At 47.9% G+C, this 20,196-nt stretch carries 13 protein-coding genes and 1 other RNA gene; 5 read left to right on the forward strand and 9 right to left on the reverse strand.

What is annotated here, in order from left to right; translation table 11 throughout:
- Nucleotides 1-17: 17 nt before the first annotated feature.
- A complete protein-coding gene (locus CHA6605_RS23030) occupies nt 18-1,289 on the reverse strand; it encodes a lipid-A-disaccharide synthase-related protein (protein ID WP_015161778.1) in 1,272 nt (423 codons plus the stop codon).
- Nucleotides 1,290-1,502: 213 nt separating this feature from the next.
- Between CHA6605_RS23030 and ssrA the strand changes: the two genes are divergently transcribed.
- Nucleotides 1,503-1,899, forward strand: a transfer-messenger RNA (tmRNA) gene (ssrA, locus tag CHA6605_RS33165).
- Nucleotides 1,900-1,964: 65 nt separating this feature from the next.
- Here the strand turns inward: ssrA and CHA6605_RS23035 are convergent.
- Nucleotides 1,965-2,816 carry a S1 family peptidase gene (locus CHA6605_RS23035; RefSeq protein WP_015161779.1) on the reverse strand — a complete coding sequence of 284 codons (852 nt, stop codon included), beginning with the start codon at nt 2,814-2,816 and terminating at the stop codon, nt 1,965-1,967.
- 110 nt (nt 2,817-2,926) lie between these two features.
- On the opposite strand from CHA6605_RS23035, the gene CHA6605_RS23040 reads away from it, so the two are divergent.
- The gene (locus CHA6605_RS23040) at nt 2,927-3,736 is read left to right on the forward strand and encodes a glutathione S-transferase (RefSeq protein ID WP_015161780.1); all 810 of its coding nucleotides are present in this window, start codon (nt 2,927-2,929) and stop codon (nt 3,734-3,736) included.
- A gap of 122 nt (nt 3,737-3,858) precedes the next feature.
- Here CHA6605_RS23040 and CHA6605_RS23045 read toward each other — a convergent pair whose 3' ends face one another.
- Nucleotides 3,859-5,082 (reverse strand): FAD-dependent oxidoreductase, encoded by a 1,224-nt coding sequence (locus CHA6605_RS23045; RefSeq protein WP_015161781.1) that lies wholly within the window; start codon nt 5,080-5,082, stop codon nt 3,859-3,861.
- A 288-nt stretch (nt 5,083-5,370) separates the two neighbouring features.
- Complete coding sequence (locus tag CHA6605_RS23050) at nt 5,371-6,903, reverse strand: phytoene desaturase family protein (protein WP_015161782.1); 1,533 nt, start codon at nt 6,901-6,903, stop codon at nt 5,371-5,373.
- Nucleotides 6,904-7,105: 202 nt separating this feature from the next.
- Here CHA6605_RS23050 and CHA6605_RS23055 point away from each other — a divergent pair, with 202 nt between their 5' ends.
- Nucleotides 7,106-7,756, forward strand: coding sequence for a phosphoribosyltransferase (locus CHA6605_RS23055; RefSeq protein WP_015161783.1), 651 nt, complete (start codon nt 7,106-7,108; stop codon nt 7,754-7,756).
- Nucleotides 7,757-7,790: 34 nt separating this feature from the next.
- On the opposite strand, the gene CHA6605_RS23060 is transcribed toward CHA6605_RS23055, so the two are convergent.
- From CHA6605_RS23060 to CHA6605_RS23075, 4 genes are all read right to left on the reverse strand, one after another.
- On the reverse strand, nt 7,791-9,305 hold the full coding sequence (locus CHA6605_RS23060) for a substrate-binding domain-containing protein (RefSeq protein WP_015161784.1): 1,515 nt from the start codon (nt 9,303-9,305) through the stop codon (nt 7,791-7,793).
- A gap of 218 nt (nt 9,306-9,523) precedes the next feature.
- Nucleotides 9,524-10,477: a CAAD domain-containing protein gene (locus CHA6605_RS23065; protein WP_015161785.1), complete on the reverse strand. Its 954-nt coding sequence runs from the start codon at nt 10,475-10,477 to the stop codon at nt 9,524-9,526.
- Between the two features lie 169 nt (nt 10,478-10,646).
- Complete coding sequence (locus CHA6605_RS23070) at nt 10,647-11,510, reverse strand: DUF2382 domain-containing protein (protein ID WP_015161786.1); 864 nt, start codon at nt 11,508-11,510, stop codon at nt 10,647-10,649.
- Between the two features lie 268 nt (nt 11,511-11,778).
- Complete coding sequence (locus CHA6605_RS23075) at nt 11,779-13,239, reverse strand: glycoside hydrolase family 13 protein (RefSeq protein WP_015161787.1); 1,461 nt, start codon at nt 13,237-13,239, stop codon at nt 11,779-11,781.
- 721 nt (nt 13,240-13,960) lie between these two features.
- On the opposite strand from CHA6605_RS23075, the gene CHA6605_RS23080 reads away from it, so the two are divergent.
- Entirely contained in the window at nt 13,961-17,038 is a 3,078-nt protein-coding gene (locus tag CHA6605_RS23080; RefSeq protein ID WP_015161789.1) for a hypothetical protein, read from the forward strand.
- Nucleotides 17,039-17,215: 177 nt separating this feature from the next.
- On the opposite strand, the gene CHA6605_RS23085 is transcribed toward CHA6605_RS23080, so the two are convergent.
- Nucleotides 17,216-17,479, reverse strand: a complete 264-nt coding sequence (locus tag CHA6605_RS23085; protein ID WP_041548404.1) for a hypothetical protein — start codon at nt 17,477-17,479, stop codon at nt 17,216-17,218.
- A gap of 651 nt (nt 17,480-18,130) precedes the next feature.
- On the opposite strand from CHA6605_RS23085, the gene CHA6605_RS23100 reads away from it, so the two are divergent.
- Nucleotides 18,131-20,041: a GTPase family protein gene (locus tag CHA6605_RS23100; RefSeq protein WP_015161791.1), complete on the forward strand. Its 1,911-nt coding sequence runs from the start codon at nt 18,131-18,133 to the stop codon at nt 20,039-20,041.
- Nucleotides 20,042-20,196: the final 155 nt, after the last annotated feature.

Raw genomic sequence — 20,196 nt, forward strand, 5'->3', positions numbered from 1 at the left:
TTAGATCGACCGCTCGATTAACTCATAACATCGATTAAACATTTGGCAATGCGTCGCGCCGCGCCAGGAGTACCCATGCGTAATAAACCATTTTCTGCGATCGATTGCAAGCGATCGGGCTGTTGTAATAATTGCCAGATTTCTAATCCCACATCCTTTGGCTGCGGAACTAAAATTACCGACTCACCCAACAAGCGAGTTTGCGCTTCGGCAAAAGCAGGCGTAAACTGAGGGCCAGCACCAGGAATGATAAAAGCTGGTTTTCCCAAACCGATAAATTGTTCCGTCGCCGTCCCCGCCATTGCAATCGCGCAGTCACCTTGCTGCATAAACTGAGCGTAAGCTTGAGTACTAATCGCGATCGCGATCTGGTCGCGACGATAATAAATCGTACCCGGAGCGGCGATCGCATCGGTTAAATCTCGATCGATCCGAACCACTCGCTCCCATCCCAAATCGCACAGAATACCCCCTAAAATCTCCAGATCTAACGTGGGGACGATTGCAGCCAAACAAACAATTTCCCGCTGCTTAAAAGCTAAAATCAGGCTATTTACAGCTATTAAAATGCACCGCCAATTGGCATAAGCTTCCGGCGGACGCGAACCAGGTAGCAAGGTAACTATTAGCGGACGAGCTAATTCTAATTGTGCTGAATGAGGTCGATAAAATACTGGCGCGATCGCACTCGCAACTCCATCCGTCATCGGATTGCCCAGATCGAAAGTGGGAATCTGCCATCGTCGTAAGATCTCGGCGGTGAGTTTATCGCGCGCAAACACGGCTTTACATCTACTGCGACTCAATAACCACCGTTCCCATGGCAAATAATACGAGCCAGTTTTAACTTCGATCGAGTTGAGCTGCGAGGGTAAAACTTGGCCGTGCCGATCGCGAATATAATACTCCGATTTGGCCGTACCGATAAAAGCATATTCCGCCCCACTCAACCAGGCAAATAACAGCGGCACGATATCGCCAACAGCCAGAATTTTACCCCCAGCTTGCGCCCACCCACGAGCAGTCCGAATTTGATCGATCGTCAATCCTACCAATCCCCCCTGAAGATCTCGTACCAATTGCCGATTATCCTGGTTGAGAAATCCCCCCGATGGCATTACCTGGACTTTACTGGCGATCGAGAAACCGTTACTACTATAAGCCTTACCCACACCCACGATCGGTAAAGCAATTATTTCTATCGCCGGACTTAATTTTCGCAATTCTTGAAGCACTGGCAATGCGATCGCATCTTCACCATGTCCGTTGCTGATGCAGAGAAGTTTCATAAACTAGGGGATAGGGGATAGGGGATAGGGAATAGAAGTTTGGGGGTAGAGTTTAGTCTATAAATTAGACTCCGATATTTAAAACGCTTTTGGATGTTCGATTTCATTAACTATCTGAAAAGTAATAGTCTCAAAAAACTATCCCCTATCCCCTATCCCCTATTCCCTTTACCCTCCCCAAATCTCCAAAATTACTATATAATAAAAGAACTTGGGGCTGTAAAGGTTTCGACGTGTTGGCGAAAGCTGCACTGTGATACAGGTCGAGAGGGAGTCTACTCTCGTTAATATCGGCTCAACTAAATACAAATGCAAACAACATTGTACCTTTCGCTCGTAAAGCCGCTCCTGTAGCTGCCTAAAAACACTTAAGATTAATTTCTAAGTCCGAGCATTTATAGTATGACTCCGTTAAATACTATAAATAACCCTCAACGGATGCTCTATTTAATCGTCTCTGGTAGATTAGATAGCTAAGATTCATCAGAGCATCCTGCGACCTGGGATAATAGGTCACTCCCGTCTAGAGGATTAGATAGACTATACCTGTGAACGAGCGGAAAGTTAATACCCAGGGCGGACGGCAGTTCGACTCTGCCCAGCTCCACTTTCAATCTAAACCCCGATCGAGATTATTTTCGATCGGGGTTTAATTTATTCACTATCGACTATCCCCTACAAACTAGCGTAATCCTTAACAAACTCGATCGGAATCGCCCAGCTAGAATTATTAATCTGTTCTTGCAGTGCATCGTTAACAGTCGAGCCATTTTCGAGCGTTTCGGGAATATCCCAGAGGGGATTGGAATGAAGGCCATTGATCCCAACTAATTCGCCCGAACCGTCGATTGTAGGGCCACCACTCATGCCTTTTTTAATCGCCCGATCGAAGCCAATCCCATAGCCCCCAGTAATGGCAATCGGCAAAACTTGGGTAATTTTACCATCAACTATCTCTAGTCCCCAAGCAGGCTTGGTTTTGGGACTCGACACCTCAGTAGATTCCGATCCAGTAAGTGGGAATCCTGACGACCAGACACGATCGCCAACTTTGGGACTAGCAGCAGCTAAAGTCGCGATCGGATAATTGCCTTTGGCACTTTGAAACCGGAGTACGATCAGATCGCGATTTTGTCCGGTAGGGGGCGGAATCAGCGCGGCAGCATAGATTTGCCCGTCGGGGGTTTGAATTTGGAACGGTGCGCTAGCAGCTTGAATGACATGGGCATTGGTGACCACAGTATAGACTTGTTGCTGTCGCTTGAGTAGCACTCCAGAACCGATAGTTTCTTTATTGGCCAACACTTTAACCGAAATCGCTCGCAATTGCTGCTGTAATTTCTGCTCTTGAATGACTGCATACTCCGCTTTGCCCCAAGGCTGAGTCAACATTCGGGGAATGACGATCGTCAGTGATGTTACGAACAACATTGGTACTACCCTGGCAATCCAGTATTGCCATCTGGCAGATGCTACTTGCTCGGTGGGCGATCGATCGGCGGAATCGGGTGGTGTAAGCTTAGACATTATAGATAGGATCGGAGTGAAAACCGTAAATTTATAGACATGTATTTCACTGTTGATGTTCTAGGATAAATGGTAGTGCTGTTGTCAATTCTGCTCGAACATAAAAAGACATGCTGGAACTATATCAATTTGAATTATCGCAATTTTCGGAAAAAGTTAGATTAATTCTTGACTATAAAGGGTTAGCATACCGCAAAATCGAAGTCGTACCAGGAATAGGTCAACTAGAATTATTCCGGCTTTCTGGGCAGCGACAAGTGCCCGTGCTCAAAGATGGAAACACTGTCATTGCTGACTCTACCGCTATTGCTCTGTATCTAGACAAAACTTATCCAGATCGTCCGATTATCCCAACTAATCCCCAACAAAAAGCAAATTGCTTGCTCTTAGAGCAGTGGGCCGATCGCTCGATCGGGAGTGAAGCGCGATCGATTTTATTAGAAGGCTTGAAAAATATCAACCTGCGTACTTCTATATTACCAACAGGTACCCCCGATGTCCTCAAAAATCTAGTCGGCTCGATCCCCAAAGAAGCGATCGACATACTGGGACTGGGATTGGGCTTAACGCCAGATGCGATTAAAGCTAGCAAAGCCGAAATGCACCGCAGTCTAGAATCGATCTGTATGCTGCTGTCGCAAAATTCTTGTGCGTATCTGACGGGTGATACCCCTACTCTGGCAGACTTGACGGTAGCAGGATTGAGTCTAGTCCTCAAAATTCCTGAAGGCCCTTATCTAGATATTCCTTTCAATCTCAAGGGTAAAGGAGTCCCCGGTTTTGCAGATAATCCTGAATACGATCTATTTTTCACTTGGCGCGATAAACTTTATGCGGATTTCCGTAAGCCACATTTGCCAAACATCAATAACAATTCTGGAGCCGCACCTACCACACCCACAACGATCTCGATCGACTAATTACGCTCGATCGACAAGCACTAACTAGTGCGATTATAAAATCGGCTGACGAAAGCGAGCAGTTGATTCGACTGCTCGTTTCCCTTTCTAAAATGTCTAAAGTTGAGGCTTTACTGGCAATCTTAAGATGATTGAATTAGTTCAGCTACTCGCATTGCCGAGCAAATCGCCCCTTCATGCAGGCCATCGGCAAGGTAAGCACCAGCATGATAAGTATGATATTCGCCATTGGTAGCGACGACTTCATCGCGATAGCGAAACGACTCGACCGTATATTTGGGGGTGTGATGCTGTTGAATGTGGACGATCTGTGTCGGATCGATCGAGTCTTCTAGATGAAAAGCTAAATTATATTGACGCGGCGAAGTAATCCCACAAAGTTGGTTGAGATAAGCGTTGTAGCCCCAACCGTGGGGGGTTTGAAAGAAGTCAAATTCAGTCAGTTGTTTGATGCCATAGCGAGCGTACATTGAGGTATCGGTATGGACGATCGTTGTAGCATAATTGGGTTGCCAAGCACCAAAGCGGCGAAGTTCGGCATCAGTAGGATCGGCAAGTAATACCAAGACTCGATCGGGTGGCGTCGCAAACACTACTTTATCGAATAATTGCGGCAGTTTGCCTGCTAGTTTCACGCGCACTTTACCCTCTGGCGTCCGCCATACCTCGGTAACATCGACATTCAGCAGCACCGTTCCTCTAAAGCGTTCGAGAATTTTTTCGATATAGGAATACACCCCACCTTTGATGCATACCCATTCAGTCAGCACGTAATCGCGCAGTGAGGGAATCGCCAATTCGGCGGGGACATCATCGATTTGCTCGAAGGGGATCGAATAACTATACATCGTCAGTAATTTTAACCAATAATTGCGCGCGCACTTTGTTGGCAAATATTTAGATAATGGTCGATCGTAAAGGCTCTGAATGTTGGCAAAATGCATCTTCAATTGCAGTCCAATCGATCGAATATAGAGACTGTCTAAGCGCAGATACTCAGTCAGACGTTGTATAACTGTGATATTTTTGCGAATTGTGGTAGCGGATAAAAATCGATTGCCATCCTTGAAATACAATGCGGAGCCGAGTTCGACTGGTTCGAGTTCTACGTCCAGTTCTTGCATCAATGCGATAAAGTTATGAAATTTGCGAGTAAATTCAACTACGCCTGCTTCGAGAAATAGATCGCGATTTTGGGAATCGGTTTTGACATTTTTGTTAAGCGATCGAATGTGTCCGCCTAGGATTGGTTGTTTTTCAAATACTGTGACTTGATGCCCTTTTTTGTCGAGTAAGTATGCTGTAACTATGCCGCTGGCTCCGCCGCCGATGACTGCTATTTTCATAAGATTAGCTCCTTATTGTGGTAAGATAAGTGATGAATTAAAGTTAGATGTTGCTGTAACTAGCGACTGCAAATTGATAGACTCGATCGACAAGTCTATATCTGCTTAAGATGCTGTTTGAAAATTTGAATAAGACCTGAAAATTGACAGTGAGGTGGGCGGGTTTGTGCGAGCATTATCTTTACACTCGCCACCGATCTCATAAACCCGCCCCTACAGTCCCATATTATCCATCGCGGTCGAAAGATCGTAAATCCAAACCCGCTCTATATTTTCAGGTAGATCCGATTAGCCTAAAATTGGATCGCCTGATAGTTTTTGATACAGACTCGCTCCAGTCCAAAATGTGGGTGCGAAGCCGGGATAGCCGGATGATGCGTTGCAAAAGTAGAAATTATTTAAAGATGTTTCAGCATTGAGTCTCCCGATGCCCATGTTTTTGGGAGTGAGACTAGAACCGTAAGAATTGCCTTCCGGACACCAACAATAATCTTCATTAGTAGTTGGACTACCCGTAATATTGAAGACTAAATGTTTGCGTAAGTTGGGAATATAGTTAGCTTCGACGACATCGACGATCGAGTCAAATATTTCTGTCTTTTTCTGTCTATATGCTTTGGGATCTGTTGATTTGAGATTTTTAAAATAATCATAATTAGCAACAGTCAAAAACTCAATGATTTGACAGTCTTCGGGACAATCTCGATGTGCGGAAGTGAGTAATGTCGGAGTAGTAATTGCAAAACTGGGATTAGAAAAATCGTGCTCGTAATACATGCGATTGAATGCGCGATTGAGATCCGGATCGCCTGTATGAAAAGTATTCCATTTACCAAAGCCATAGTCGCGCAGATCGAGATCTTTGACGACGCAGTAAGCCATGAAGTTGGATGGTGAATAGTCGTAATTTAGCTTGCGGCGTACTGTCGGCGAAAATCGATCGAGTCCGATGGTGCGTGCGGCTTGTTGCGGGTCGATATTGCAAATAATCGTATCTGCGGTGAATTCTTCGAGCTGTTTTGTCTTGAGATTTTCAGCGAGTACCCCCGTCACCGTGCGATCGCGAATGATAAATTCATTTACCTCATGGTTTAGCAAAACTTCGCCACCACAATCGACGATCGTCTTGACTAATGAGTTAATTACATGCTCGAAATGTTGAGTTGGATAAAAAGCTCCATTTTGATAACCAGTAAACAAAATTACCCACGCATAAAATGATAATCGATCGGGTGGTAACAAAAAATCTGGCCATTGCGATGCTAATAAAGTTTGGGCTGGGAGTGGTAGATCGAACTTATTAAAGACATCTTGTAAGGTGCTATTTAAATATAGGAGCGTTTTGGACACTCCGCCCAGGTTACGAACGAAATCCTGCGGTTTAATCGGTGGTGAAAGCACTTTTAAGCTATCACTAACCGTTTGAATCTCTTTAATAAATCTCTCGATCTTATCGGTAGATTTGGGGAAAAGTGCAGTCAATCTTTGACTTAACGTCTCTGATGAAGAGGGAATTGCTAGCGTATAACCGGGCATGTACATTCGATCGAATCCGTCTGGATCGTAACGTTCAAAAGTTACTTCTCGATCGAGTTCGAGTTTGTTAAGAACTCGATTTACAGTTTTACCTTCGCCACAATCCCAGACATAATGCAATTGCGCGTTAAATTTATATTTCTTGGCCATGGTAAAAGTATGCCCAAAGCCACCTGGATATTCATGCGCTTCCAAGACTCTAACTCTGTTTCCAGCTTTAGCCATGAGCGAACCAAATACTAATGCTGATAAACCACTGCCGACAACGAGGTAATCTGTTTGCATAATCTCTTTTCTGCAACTAGATGATTTATATTTCAATCTTTACGCTAGTTTCTGTCTAACAGCAGACATATTTACATTTCTTAGTAATCGATTTTTAATTAATTAAAAAACTGTGAGATTTTAAAAAAACGTTGATTCCTTCACAATTTCCTCACATTTTTTTGATAAAATGATATCAATCGTTTGCCTGCGAAAATCTTTGATGAATAAAAGGTTTCGAGATCGGGCTGAAGCTGGAAAATTGCTGGCCCAACAACTACTAGATTATGCCGAGCGTCCGCAAGCGATCGTGTTGGCATTGCCGCGCGGTGGGGTACCCGTTGCCCACCCAATCGCGCAGACACTGCAAGTGCCGCTAGATATTTGCCTGGTACACAAATTAGGAATACCCAGAAACCCAGAAGTAGCCATGGGTGCGATCGATCTTCAGGGGAATAAATATCTCAACGAGCGAATTGTTAGAGAACTGGACATCTCTATGGCAACGATCGATCGGATTGCCGCTAATGAGCTGCGCGAACTGCAACGTCGAGAACGCACCTATCGCGGAAATCGTCCTGCTGTCGATCTGCGCGATCGAATCGCGATCGTGGTAGATGACGGATTGGCAACTGGAGCCACTATGAGAGCTGCAATTGAAGCAATCCGTCGCCAACAACCCGCCCAGATGACGATCGCCGTGCCAGTAGCCTTTCAGGGGACGATCGACCGATTGCGTGCTAGTGTGGATCGGATCGTCTGTTTGATGATGCCCGAACCGTTTGAGGCAATCGGTTGTTGGTATGATAATTTCTCGCAAACTACAGATGCTGAGGTTTGTGCGGCATTGCAGGAGTCAGGGGTGAATGGTTAGGGGGACGGGAAGCATTCTCTTCCCACCCCACAAACTAGCTCTTCGTCCGATCGAGATCGATATCTAGTTCTTCGTGGCGAACCTGTGCTTGGCTCGTAGCGGTTTCTATTTCGATTTTTTTGGCGATCTTGACTTCCTCGCGGACGAAAGTTTCCTTCCGCACTTGGGGGATTTCTTCATAAGTTTCGATGCGGGTACGACCCTCTCCAAATACCAGATTGCCAGCGACTCGATCGTGTTTTGGCACCAGCCGCTGGATGACAATCCGCTCTTTTTCGATCGGGACAGACACTTGTGCTTGTTGAGTCTCTACCCGCTTGCTAATGGCGACATCGCCAACTTTTTGGCGAGTCTTGTCAGCAACCAATTTTTCTTCGTATAGCTCGATCCGATCTTGCACAGGAGCGGCTAGATTAATGGGTTTGGCGATCGGGATGACTGGAGCGACTGGAACTAACGGGATCGCTGGAGCAACTGGCGGCGGTACGATAACCGGACGCGGTGCGGTGGCAATCGGTGGTGCCGGACGCGGCGATCGCTTGAGTAACCACCACAATCCACCTAATAACGGTAGGAATAGCAACCACAGCCAAGGAGTAGCATCTGTGGCATCTGTGGCAGTTGTTTCGGTGATTTGAGTAGTTTGAGTTGTTTGTGGTGCAGCGGGGACAACGGCAGGTGCGGCAGCAGTAGCCGCAGGTACGCCACCCAAGAATGCAATGATGGCTGGAGTGGGGTTGCCTTTATAAACGTAGGCAAAGGGTTGAGAGAATGGATACCGAGGGTCGAGCGGTAAAGTCTTGTGCATCGGCACGATCCGCACACCCTGGAGATCGGCGATGCCATCGGCGTTGGCATAGCTAATGCCGTTATCGCCCAATTGACCGACCATCGTCACTGGTCGATCGTCCGCTAGCTTCACAGCATTAGGTGTGGCGACAAATGGAGCTTGCTGGAAAACTGAATACTGCTGAAAAGATAGCCGCGTGTCATTGGTTGCGGGTCGATCGATTAGTTTAATCTCTCTGGAGGGGCCACCCACTTGTGCCCAATTAGTAATTTCGCCGCGAAAGATCTGAGCAAATTGCTCGAAGGTAAGATTGCCAACAAATGGATTGGTAGCTCCCACCACGATCGCGATTTTTTGGCGTTTTTGAGGGACGAAAACCAGTCCTTGCTCGAACTCTTCGGGCGTCAGCGAACGACCGATGGCGGCGATGTCGGCGGTGCCATCGAGTACTGATTGCAAGGCTTTGTCTGCACCATTGTAGCTAGTTTGAATTTCCAGATTCGGGTACTGCCGTTTGAGCTGCTGCTTGCGGATCTCATTCGATGGCTCCATGCTGGTCGAACCGTCGATTCTGAGCGTGCCGCTCGGCGTGGTGGCTGACGAATCGGTAGGGGTTGATTGCGCCAATACGGTATTCGTATCAAATAACGCGCCCATTGGTTCGATCGCGCCTCCCATACTCAGCATTAGTGCGACTGATACGACTGTGGCTTTAGCAGGCTCTTTCAACCACTGAGTGTTGGGATTAATTTTTTTCATATTAAATTAATTGATAATTGATAATTGATAACTAAGGGATTTCAACATCTGTTGTTTGTCGATCGATGTTGCATAAATTTATCGTTTCAAAAACATGGACTCCAGTCATATTTGGGCGTTGACCCTATGACTGAAGTCCCAAATTTAAGCAGATCGCTCAGCTCTTCTAAAACATCTCGATTTTTGGCAGAGTTACCTAGCATCGGTTGTCTGGATGCTTACTTCTGGCTGCCAAAGATTTCCGCTTTGGTGCGATCGATCGCTTGCATCAGTTCTTTACGATCTTGCTCGCGAATCACATAGCGCAATACAAAGCGTACCGTGTAGATTAGACCGACTACTTTCAGAATTGGCGACATTAATGGGATACTATCGACTGCATTCAACCCAGCAAACAACAGTTTGATCGCGACAAATGCGACTATAGTCAAGCCCAACCAATCAAAAAGCTGGCGATTATTTTGGTAATAATCAGCAACGGATGACTTGGCATTGTCTAACAGCTCGTCTTTATTGCTTTGCAGTGATTGCCAGATTTCTTTAGCAGAATCGGCGATCGACTTATCATCGGCGGCGTCAGATGTAGCGGGGATTGTAGCTTCCAGCTCCATACTAGTAACTGTGGGCGCATACTCATTATCGACAATGGCGTCGGAACTACTATGCAAACTAGCTTCAATTTCGCCAGCAGATTTTTCCAGAGACTTCTGGTCGTATTTCATGGCATCGTCATCGAGATCGATCGTTACTGGCGATTCATTGGCAATCTTGACGTCGCTGTCATTGGTGGCCATGGTGTCATCTAGAGTAGGCGTAGCAATTGCTTCGCTAGGCGATGTGTCGGGAACGTCTTCGTTGGCAACCATCATATCTTCACCGAGATCGGGCATAGTTACCGATTCACTATCGGCATCAGCCATGACATTTTCATCATTAGCCATAGCCATTTCGGCGCGATCGTCCATAGTCTCGATCGAGTCTGCGGTAGGTACTTCGGTAAACTCTGCCTCATCTACCATCGGAGCCATGTTTTCTAGAGTGGAGTTTTCAACATGTGCATTGTCGTATTCTTCAGCTTCTTTAGACTTATGCTCTTCTGTCTTGGTAGTTCGATCGTGGTTGGGGTCGTGTTCGTCAATGCGGGAAAGTTCAGTTGTTAGATCGATGCTCATGAGCGGTAATCCACTTATTAAAGGGTGATGCGTTTTTGGAGCGACAAACGACTTTCAGCTCCGATCGTCTTTATAAGCACAAGAGCCAATGCGCTTTGCATCGGCTACAAGTAGTTAGGTGCGAACTTCCGGATTTGTGTTTACGAATCCGGAAGCTCGATCGAGTAAATTAAATCTTGTTATCGACAACTGGGTTGCCATCAACATCTACATCTAATTCTTCGCGACGCAGTTGCTCTTGAGCCGTAGCATTTTCGGTGTCTACAACTTTGCTAACTTTGACTTCTTCGCGGACGAATGCTTCTTTACGAAATTCTGGAACCTCTTCGTAGACATCCATCCGAGCGACTTCGCCTTCTTTAAAGACATCGGTACCTACGGGGATGGTGGTACCTGTACCACTAACAGGCATCCGCTCGACAACTACGCGTTCTTTATCGACCGAAACCGAAGCTGTTGCCGTCTCAGTTTCGACATGCTTGCTAATTACTGCTTCGCCAGTTTTTTGACGAGTTTTTCCAGCAACCAGACGTTCTTCATATAGTTTGAGCGTCGAGTTATTCTCATCGGTCATTCCATACAAATCTGGCTCGCGATCGTAAGTATAGCTATCCCGATCCATCATGGCTGTGCCCATTGCTGGCGCACCAACGCTTGAGGATACATCTTGCTGCATGGGCGTACCACCACGATATACACCTCTGACTTGCTCTTCATGGTCGTAATCGACAACCATCTCGTTGGTGAATTCTGGTAAAGCTTCGACTTGAGCTTTAGTCAGCTCGATCGCATAAACGCGTTTGGCGTTGTCATCAACTCTGGCGCGACCGATCGGGAGTAACACTTTCTTACCGATAATCCAAGCTCCCGTATTGATTACCAAATAGCGAAACTGTCCGCCATCATCTACTAAAACATCATCAACCGAACCGATTTTATCGTCAGCTACATATACGTCTAGTCCCTTAATATCCCGATCGCCAAAGTGTTCTTTATAGTCTGGGTTAAAGTCTTTGATTTTGTGGAGAGCCATTTGATTTAGTCCTACTTGTAAAGTCTTTGAATACCTGATACTCATCAGCTTACAAGTCTGGCTCTAGATATTTATCCTTCGATCTACCGATCTAGCGCACACCATTGGATAGAGACTAAAAACTCTCATATTTTCGGTCGATCGAATAATATTTTAATTGTTTATTTAGTCTCAATTGTGACTGACTCTATACTACTTCTAACGAGCATACATCTAACGACAACCCCGACTTCTTCAAGAAGTCGGGAGTACAAAGCCGAGCGTAATCTTAGATGGCAATACAACCGCTCCGAGGTGGGATCTCGATCCTCAGAGTCCCCCCATTATCTGGATCGAACTCAATCTCCGCCATACCAAATGCCAACCGTTTCGGCGGAGATTTAGAGCTGAGACTGGCTAAATCTAAACTTATTTTGACCGACTCCATCCCGATATTGACCGCGACGACGATCTCTTCATCATCTAGGCTACGTGCGAACGCATAACCATTGCCATGTGCAAATAACACTCGATAAGTGCCGATCCGTAAGGCGCGATGAGCTTTGCGTAAAGCAATCAGTTCGCGGTGGTAGTTGAATACCTCTGAATCCCACTCCGTTTCGGCTGGAAATCCGCGCCGCGCATCCGGATCGAGCGCGCCGACTAAGCCGACTTCATCGCCATAATAAATACTCACCGCACCAGGAAAAGTCAGTAACAATAAAGTCCCCAACGCCATGCTCGCGCGATCGCCTTGTGCGATCGAAATCAGTCTGGCGGTATCATGACTGGCTAATTGATTTAATTGCGTTAGTTGAATTTCCCAGGGATAGAGATCGAGCAATGCCTGAATTTTTTGGGCGTAATCGGGGGCTGATAGAGCCGGGTAGGGGTCATAACTGCGCGACTCGACTAAATCCATGGCCACGCGATCGCCAGCGACAAAGGCGATTGTCGGTGCCGTAAATAGGTAATTCATCACGCCATCAAACTGGGTACCATCGAGCCAATGACGGGCATCGCGCCAAACTTCGCCGACGATATAAGCTTCGGGGTTGATGGCTTTGACTCGATCGCGAAATTCTTGCCAGAAACCCTCTGTTTTAATTTCAAACGGAACGTCTAGCCGCCAGCCGTCGATGCCGAGGCGAATCCAGTGCTCGGCAATCTGCATCAGGTATTCGCGGACGTCGGGATTGTCGTGATTGAAGACGGGTAAGGCGCGATTGCCGACCCAACCTTTGTAGTTAGGTGGTAGCGATCCATCGTAGGCAGACAGCGGCCAATCATAGATGGTAAACCAATCTACCCAGGGGGAATTGGGGCCGTTTTCTAAGATGTCATTGAAGAAGAAAAAGCCTCGGCTGGCGTGGTTGAAGACGCCATCGAGGACGACTTTCATGTCGCGTTGGTGAGCGGCGGTTAGGAGGGCTTCAAATGCCCGATTGCCGCCGAGGATCGGATCGACTTGATAGAAGTCGTGGGTGTGGTAGCGGTGGTTGCAAGTGGACTGAAAAATTGGCGTGAAGTAGAGGGTGTCGATACCTAAGTTCTGAAGATAATCGAGTCGTTCGATGACACCCCACAGGTCGCCGCCTTTATAGCCTTGGAGGGTTGGCGGTGCGTTCCAATCTTCCCAGTGAGGATTTTTTAAGAGGGGTTGTTGGGGGTGGTTGCCGATCGCGAATCGATCGGGAAAAATTTGATAGAAAACGGCGTGTTTGACCCATTCTGGTGTCTGGATTGACATGGTTGAAGATAGTGATTATTTGTGTTTAGTGTATAGGCAAACTCATTAACTGGTGCTCGGTAGAGTTTATCGGGGCTAGGAGAACCTGGAGCTGGGGGTGCCGACCCCCAGACCCCCCGTTGAGGGTACCGTGCATACACATCTCTGGCTCGAAGCGAAAACCCTGGAAATCACCCTGCTTGGTGCGCTTCCTTTCGCGGGGAACCCGCGCGGAGCGCATCCGCTAAATCCTCCTTAAAAAGCGGATGCAATCACGCGGAGAGTGGAGGAGCATGTGTTGCACCAAGCAGGGGGATTTAGATCTAGAAACGAAGTCTAGCCGACTTGTGTATACATGGTAGCCGTTGCTAAGTGAGGCATCTGTCCGATGTCTGACTAGTGGCTACGGGGTAGGGTTCAATATTTAATAACTATCGATCGCTCGGCACCAAACTCTCCCCTACACGTAGATCTACATAACAGGATCGGAGCTTTAACAAATCGGGTTTTTTACTCCTATTTTCCCTACGCTGTTACAGCCCAATCATTCACTCATCTTCATCCCCCTATCCACGCGAATCTACCTCTTTGGGCATACCCAAAGTATTACCCGCTCCGTCATAAGGAGGTTGGCGAAGGGGTGCGATCGGAGATTGAATAGTTTAAACAAGCTCGATCGAATGCCGATTTTTCGATCTTAGTTACGCCTTTAACTCTAATCTCACAATCATAGGAGCGAGCGATGTTGGCTATTAGGTCACTTTTTGATAGTTATGGAGTCACGTTGCTGGCTCAAACCGCAGTCGTGCGGGAGACGGCATTTTTTTCGGGGCCACAATTTTTCACGGCGTTAGTTTCGGGGTTATTTTTGACCTTCGGCTTTCAGATGCTGTTGACTAATTTGTCGGTGGCAACGGGGATTTCGGCTTTTAGTTTGGCACCCAATGACGAGCATAAGTCCGATCGCCATGATGGTAGTGGTAGTTCGCTGCCTGGGATTGGCACGATGGCTGGGATCTGGACGGTAGTGACGGTCTCGATCGCGTTGTTTGTCGCTTGTTCGCTGGCTGTCAAGTTGAGCCTGGTGCCAACTGCCACCATGGGAATGACGGTGGGACTGTCGATTTGGGCGGCATATTTCTCGATTTTGGTGTGGATTAGTTCGACGACTGTTGGGTCGCTGGTTGGCTCGGTGGTGAGTACTGCGACTAGAGGCTTTCAGGCAGTATTTGGGACGGCGACAGCGGCATTGGGGATGAAGGCGGCTGGCTCGGAGCTGGTTTCGTCGGCGGAAGCCGCAGCCGCAGCCGTGCGTCGCGAAATGACGTCTTATATCGATCCGCAAGAGGTGCAGTCTTCGTTTAAGGATTTACTCAGTTCGGTGAAACCAGCAGAACTGAACATCCAAGATATTCGCGCCGAATTTGAGAAAATTATTAAGGATTCGGACTTGAGTAAGGCGATCGATAAAGATAATTTGCCTACTCTAAGTCGCGAAACTTTTGAAAATCTGCTCAAGGAGCGCACGGATCTGTCGCCGCGCGATGTCAAGAAGATCGTCGATGAATTGGATCGATCGTGGCATGGTACTTTGGGCGGCGGGAAGCAAAGTGGCGGACTGGGCAAACTGATCGAGCAAGTCCGCTCTGCCAAGCCTCAAGATTTGCTCTCTGGCAATTTTACGCAGCAACTCGATCGATTTATTCAGGATATGGGTAAAGGCGAGAATCCCAGCCAATTAGAGCAAGCTTTGAGCACTCTGATGGGGGTTGTTTTAGGGCGGGTAGATTTATCCGATTTGGATGTCGAAAAAATTAAGGGTCAAGTTAAGGATGTTCAGTCTCAGCTCAAAGATGGAGCTGGGAAAGTAGCCGATAAGGTTGCTACTCCGACGCTATCACCAGGAGCGAGCGTGATTCGTGCTGATGTCGAGCACTACCTGCGCGAGGCTTATTCTTGGCAAATGACGCCCGATCGCATCGAGCGTGAGTTTCGGGACGTGCTCTACGATCCGAATGCAGATGCTAGAACGATCCGTCAGGCGATCGAAACGCTCAAGCCGGAGGAATTTACTACCCAATTACAAGCGCGTGGGGTGTTTACCCAAGACAAGATCGCCGAGATCGTCTCCGTACTCGATCGCGTCCGCTTGAGAGTCCTCACTGAAGTACGCGCCGCTGAAGCTGCGGGAATGCTCGAAAAAACCCAGACGGCGATCGATGTCTATCTGCGCGCGACTCCCAAGCAACGGTTACTCTCTAATGAGTCGGCGCGCGAGTTCAAAACTTTACTGCTCGATGACGATGCCGATCCGCAGGAGTTGCACTCGCGGTTGTCGCAAATTAAGCAGTATCGGTTTTTTAGCGTCCTTCAGCAGCGTAACGATTTGAGCGAAACCGAAAAGACGCAAATCGTTCAAATGCTCGATCCCGTCTTGGAAGTCGCGATCGCCGATACAGAGGGGTTACAAGCAGGCGTCAAGGCGCGCGTCGATACCCAGTGGCAGCAGGTGCAAGAGTACCTCCGCAGTACGGGTAAGGACGAACTCAACCCAGAGGGCATCAAACGCGATTTACAGAAGCTGCTAGAAGATCCGCAAGCTGGTATTCACGACCTCAAACATCGTGCTTCTAGCTTCGATCGGGATACCCTGGTGCAACTGTTGAGCCAGCGTAAAGACCTCAGCCAAGACCAAGTGAATGATATCCTCGATCGAGTCGAATCTAACTGGAAACAAGCCCTCCACGCGCCAGCCGCGATCGTCGATAAGGCCAAAACTCAGTATGAAGACACCACCCATGCGATCGCCGATTATCTACGCCGGACTGGTAAATCGGAACTCAACCCCGATGGTATCAAACGCGATTTGACCACATTATTGCAAGATCCCAAAACCGGATTGGAATCGATCCGCGACAGGATCTCACATATCGACCGCGATACCTTGGTGCAATTGCTGCGCCAGCGCGAAGACTTCACCGAAGAAGAAGCCAACGCCGCAGTCGATCGCGTTCAGGATACCATTCGGCAGGTACTCCGCACACCGCAACGGCTGGCTATTCGCGCCCAAAACCGCGTTAATGACTTCCAAACGGCACTGGGAGACTACCTCCGCAACACGGACAAAGACGAACTCAATCCCGATGGTATCAAACGCGATCTCGGATTGCTCTTTCAAGATCCGCGCTTAGGAGTGGAACACCTCGGAGATCGGCTCTCCAAAGTCGATCGCGAAACTATCGTCGCGCTGCTCTCTCAACGGCAAGACATTTCTCCCGCCGAAGCAGAACAGATCGTCGATCGCGTCCTCGCAGTACGAGATCGGTTTGTCGGACAACTCGAAGCCATCAAAGCCAAAGTCCAATCCGCGATCGATAGCGTCTTAGCCAAAATCCGCGACTATCTAAATAGCTTAGAGCGTCCCGAACTCAACTACGACGGTATCACTCAAGATGTCCGCAAACTGTTCGACGACCCTAATGCCGGATTTGAAGCACTCCGCGACAGACTCTCACATTTCGATCGCGATACCCTCGTTGCCGTCATCAGCTCGCGAGACGATATCTCCGAAGCCGATGCCAACCGAATTATCGATCGTGTCGATGGCGTCCGCACCAATGTCCTCCACCGCGCCGAACGGATTCAAACTCAAATCCAAAATCGCCTCGATGACATCAAGCACCAAGCTCAAGCCCAAGCCGAAGCCACGCGTAAAGCCGCTGCAACCGCAGCCTGGTGGTTGTTCGCCACCGGATTGACTTCGGGAATTGCCGCCGCGATCGCTGGTGCGCTGGCTGTCGGTCCGATCGTGGTTGGGTAGTGGATAGTGGATAGTGGATAGTGACTCGAACAATAAGCTGTTAATTTACTTGTCTTCTCCCCACTCCCCGCTTTAAATAAAACCTGTTTACAGAAAAGGCAGTTGTGCGGACAAGGATTTAAAACCTTTCCCTACAACTGCTTTTTGTCTTTGCAAAACTTGTGCTCGAGCGAGCGACTAACTGACAACTTTGACTCTGGTGGTAGAACCATTGGTCGGTAAACCACTACCTTTTTTGCTCAGCTTATGTCTGAGATACTCAGCTTTGAGCCAATTTGATGATATGGTCTGCGGTGATTCACCTGTAAACCGGGTGAGTGCAGCAAAATAACTCTGTTCCCGCGATGGGTAGATTTGGAGGTAGGTCTGTGCGAGCTTTACATAGTCAGCAGGCATGGGTTTACTGTTATTCGATGAATAGAGTTGCACGAATATTATCATAGGTCAGTGACTTAGGATCGTATCTCGATCGCTGCGCTGAGATTTTTTTGCTGTATAATTGGGCATCAATCTCAAAAAGACGCAAAACTGGTCACGGCAATATGATCTCGATCGGTTTGAGATGAGATTTAGAGCGGATGGGAGAACGGATTGTGGCGATGTAACGATAACCTGTAGGGGCGGTGCCTCGTGCCCGCCCCACACCAATGTCGAGCGTACTAATGGTCGGTGCTATGTTGTAATTGGTGAGGGTACCCACAAGGGGCACCCCTACAGATCCTTGTTCTAACACTCGATCGGTTTGAGATGAGATTTCGAGCGGATGGGAGAACGGATTGTGGCGATGTAACGATAGCCTGTAGGGGCGGTGCCTCGTGCCCGCCCCACACCAATGTCGAGCGTACTAATGGTCGGTGCTATGTTGTAATTGGTGAGGGTACCCACAAGGGGCACCCTACAGATTTTGGCGATGTCATGATAATTCGATCGATTAAACAATATTCATCGTTGGCTCGAACGATCGAAATGATTATTTGCTGAGGTTGTGAATAATTTATGCCATCTCGATCGACGTCCGCCAGCAATGCTCTAAAGACCACACTTGGCTAATGAGTGTGATATCGTCAGATTGGGGACGATCGAGAGGTAAATATGCAATTGAAACCTTGGCAGTGGGCTGTTTTAATATCGCCGATCGCGATTGTCGTCATTTTTCTGCTGATTGCGGCGGGAACCAAAATTCATGAATGGGGATTAAATTGGATTTGGGCGGTATTTACCTTGCTGTTGGTGGGGTGGCGATGGTTGTTAGTACGCTGGACGCAAGCCTCGATCGGGAAAAGCGCGGATGTAATTGCCGCAGCCAGTCGCGAACTCGAAGCGATTACTGCCAATGCGACGCCACTGACTGGAGATGCCGCCGAACGCGTCACTGCGGTGCTGCAACAGGTAATTAATGAGTCACAACTCGATCGACCGATTTGGGAAGATTGGACGACATTTTGGGCGCGGTGTCAGGAATTGATTGTCGCCATTGCCAAGATTTATCATCCCGAAGTCAAATACCCGTTGCTCAACATCTATGTTACCCAAGCTTATGGACTGATTCGGGGTACCACGGATGATATGGATGCTTGGATGCAAAAACTCGCACCCGCACTCGATCGCGTGACGATCGCGCAGACGTATGAGGCTTACGAGACGTATCAAAAATTAGCACCATCGGCGCAAAAACTCTTAAAAGTGTGGAACTGGGCGCAATGGGTACTCAATCCCGTCTCGGCGATCGCCAGAACGACCACTCAGAAGTCCGCTAACCTTGCCGATCGCCAGTTGTTAGTAAATTTAGGTCAATTGACTCGCGAAGCGGCCTTGACGAACCTTTGTCGTCAGGCTGTGGCTCTATATAGTGGCAAGATCCAAGCTTTACCAGCGATCGCGACTAAAGCTCCAGCGGCGGCGACTACTCAAACTCTGCGCGAGATCCTCGTCGCTGCCGAACCTCAAGAACGCATCGAACAAAAACCGATCGATATTTTGCTAGTCGGACGCACGGGTGCGGGGAAAAGCAGTCTAATTAATACATTATTCGCGGCAGATTTAGCCGTCGTGGATGTCTTGCCGAGTACGGATCGGATTCAAAATTATCACTGGGAGACTCCTAGTGGTGAGAGCCTGACGCTGTGGGATAGTCCTGGCTACGAGCAAGCCAGTCGGGAGGATTTGCGCGATCGGGTATTAGAATATGCAGGAACGGCGGATTTACTATTATTAGTTACTCCCGCGCTCGATCCGGCGTTACAGATGGATCGGGATTTTTTGGAGGAGCTAAAGAAAACGGTTCCAGATTTACCCGTTATTACGATCGTGACTCAAGTCGATCGCGTGCGTCCGGTGCGGGAGTGGACGCCGCCTTATGATTGGCAATGGGGGACGCGTCCTAAGGAAGTTGCCATTCGGGAAGCGACGGCTTATCGGAGTGAATTTTTAGCGGAATATTGCGATCTGGTTTTACCTGTTGTTAATAGTAATAGCGACCGAGCGGCGTGGGGTTTAGATACCTTATCATTGGCTTTGCTGGAGAAGATCGAGCCGAGCAAACAAATTCGGTTGGCGCGCTTTTTAAGCAATCTAGATGCACGGATCTTGGCGGCGGCGCAAATTATCGATCGATACAGTCTCCAGATGACGACGACGCAGGGACTCACCCAATTGCTCAAAAGTCCGGTGCTGGAGTTTATCTCGACAATGACGACTGGTTCTTCTGCACTGGCGCAATTACTCGCCGCCCAAATTCCCGTCGAACAGTTGCCCGTGGTCGTCGGCAAGTTACAAATGGCCTACGATCTGCACTCACTCTTGAATACCAGCCAAACTAAAGCAATTAAATTCGACTTATTATCGCTGTGGCCGTTATTACTAAATAACACCGCCGCGCCGAATCTCAATGCCTATGCTTTCGGTCATGCACTCGTAGAATATTGGACGCGATCGCTGACTACAGCGCAATTTCAGGCACGGTTTGAGTACTATTTGCAGGCTAATAACAGATCGACAATCTAACAATTTAGCTACGACTCGCTCTATATTTACGCGATCGAACTGTCGATCGTTCAACTTTTGTATCAGTTCAAAGCTAATCATAGCAAGTATTCTAGCAAGACACAGAAATAATCTCGATTTTATTTAGCAAGATTTCTGGAAAGTGAATCCATCGA

Source organism: Chamaesiphon minutus PCC 6605 (assembly GCF_000317145.1).
In the GTDB taxonomy this organism is placed as follows: domain Bacteria; phylum Cyanobacteriota; class Cyanobacteriia; order Cyanobacteriales; family Chamaesiphonaceae; genus Chamaesiphon; species Chamaesiphon minutus.

What these genes read in the sequence shown, in the direction of transcription:
- CHA6605_RS23030 (WP_015161778.1), bottom strand. Translation starts at nt 1,289, where the DNA reads ATGAAACTTCTCTGCATCAGCAACGGACATGGTGAAGATGCGATCGCA.
- CHA6605_RS23070 (WP_015161786.1), bottom strand. Translation starts at nt 11,510, where the DNA reads ATGGCTCTCCACAAAATCAAAGACTTTAACCCAGACTATAAAGAACAC.
- CHA6605_RS23045 (WP_015161781.1), bottom strand. Translation starts at nt 5,082, where the DNA reads ATGAAAATAGCAGTCATCGGCGGCGGAGCCAGCGGCATAGTTACAGCA.
- CHA6605_RS23065 (WP_015161785.1), bottom strand. Translation starts at nt 10,477, where the DNA reads ATGAGCATCGATCTAACAACTGAACTTTCCCGCATTGACGAACACGAC.
- CHA6605_RS23060 (WP_015161784.1), bottom strand. Translation starts at nt 9,305, where the DNA reads ATGAAAAAAATTAATCCCAACACTCAGTGGTTGAAAGAGCCTGCTAAA.
- CHA6605_RS23050 (WP_015161782.1), bottom strand. Translation starts at nt 6,903, where the DNA reads ATGCAAACAGATTACCTCGTTGTCGGCAGTGGTTTATCAGCATTAGTA.
- CHA6605_RS23100 (WP_015161791.1), top strand. Translation starts at nt 18,131, where the DNA reads ATGCAATTGAAACCTTGGCAGTGGGCTGTTTTAATATCGCCGATCGCG.
- CHA6605_RS23080 (WP_015161789.1), top strand. Translation starts at nt 13,961, where the DNA reads ATGTTGGCTATTAGGTCACTTTTTGATAGTTATGGAGTCACGTTGCTG.
- CHA6605_RS23035 (WP_015161779.1), bottom strand. Translation starts at nt 2,816, where the DNA reads ATGTCTAAGCTTACACCACCCGATTCCGCCGATCGATCGCCCACCGAG.
- CHA6605_RS23075 (WP_015161787.1), bottom strand. Translation starts at nt 13,239, where the DNA reads ATGTCAATCCAGACACCAGAATGGGTCAAACACGCCGTTTTCTATCAA.
- CHA6605_RS23085 (WP_041548404.1), bottom strand. Translation starts at nt 17,479, where the DNA reads ATGATAATATTCGTGCAACTCTATTCATCGAATAACAGTAAACCCATG.
- CHA6605_RS23040 (WP_015161780.1), top strand. Translation starts at nt 2,927, where the DNA reads ATGCTGGAACTATATCAATTTGAATTATCGCAATTTTCGGAAAAAGTT.
- CHA6605_RS23055 (WP_015161783.1), top strand. Translation starts at nt 7,106, where the DNA reads ATGAATAAAAGGTTTCGAGATCGGGCTGAAGCTGGAAAATTGCTGGCC.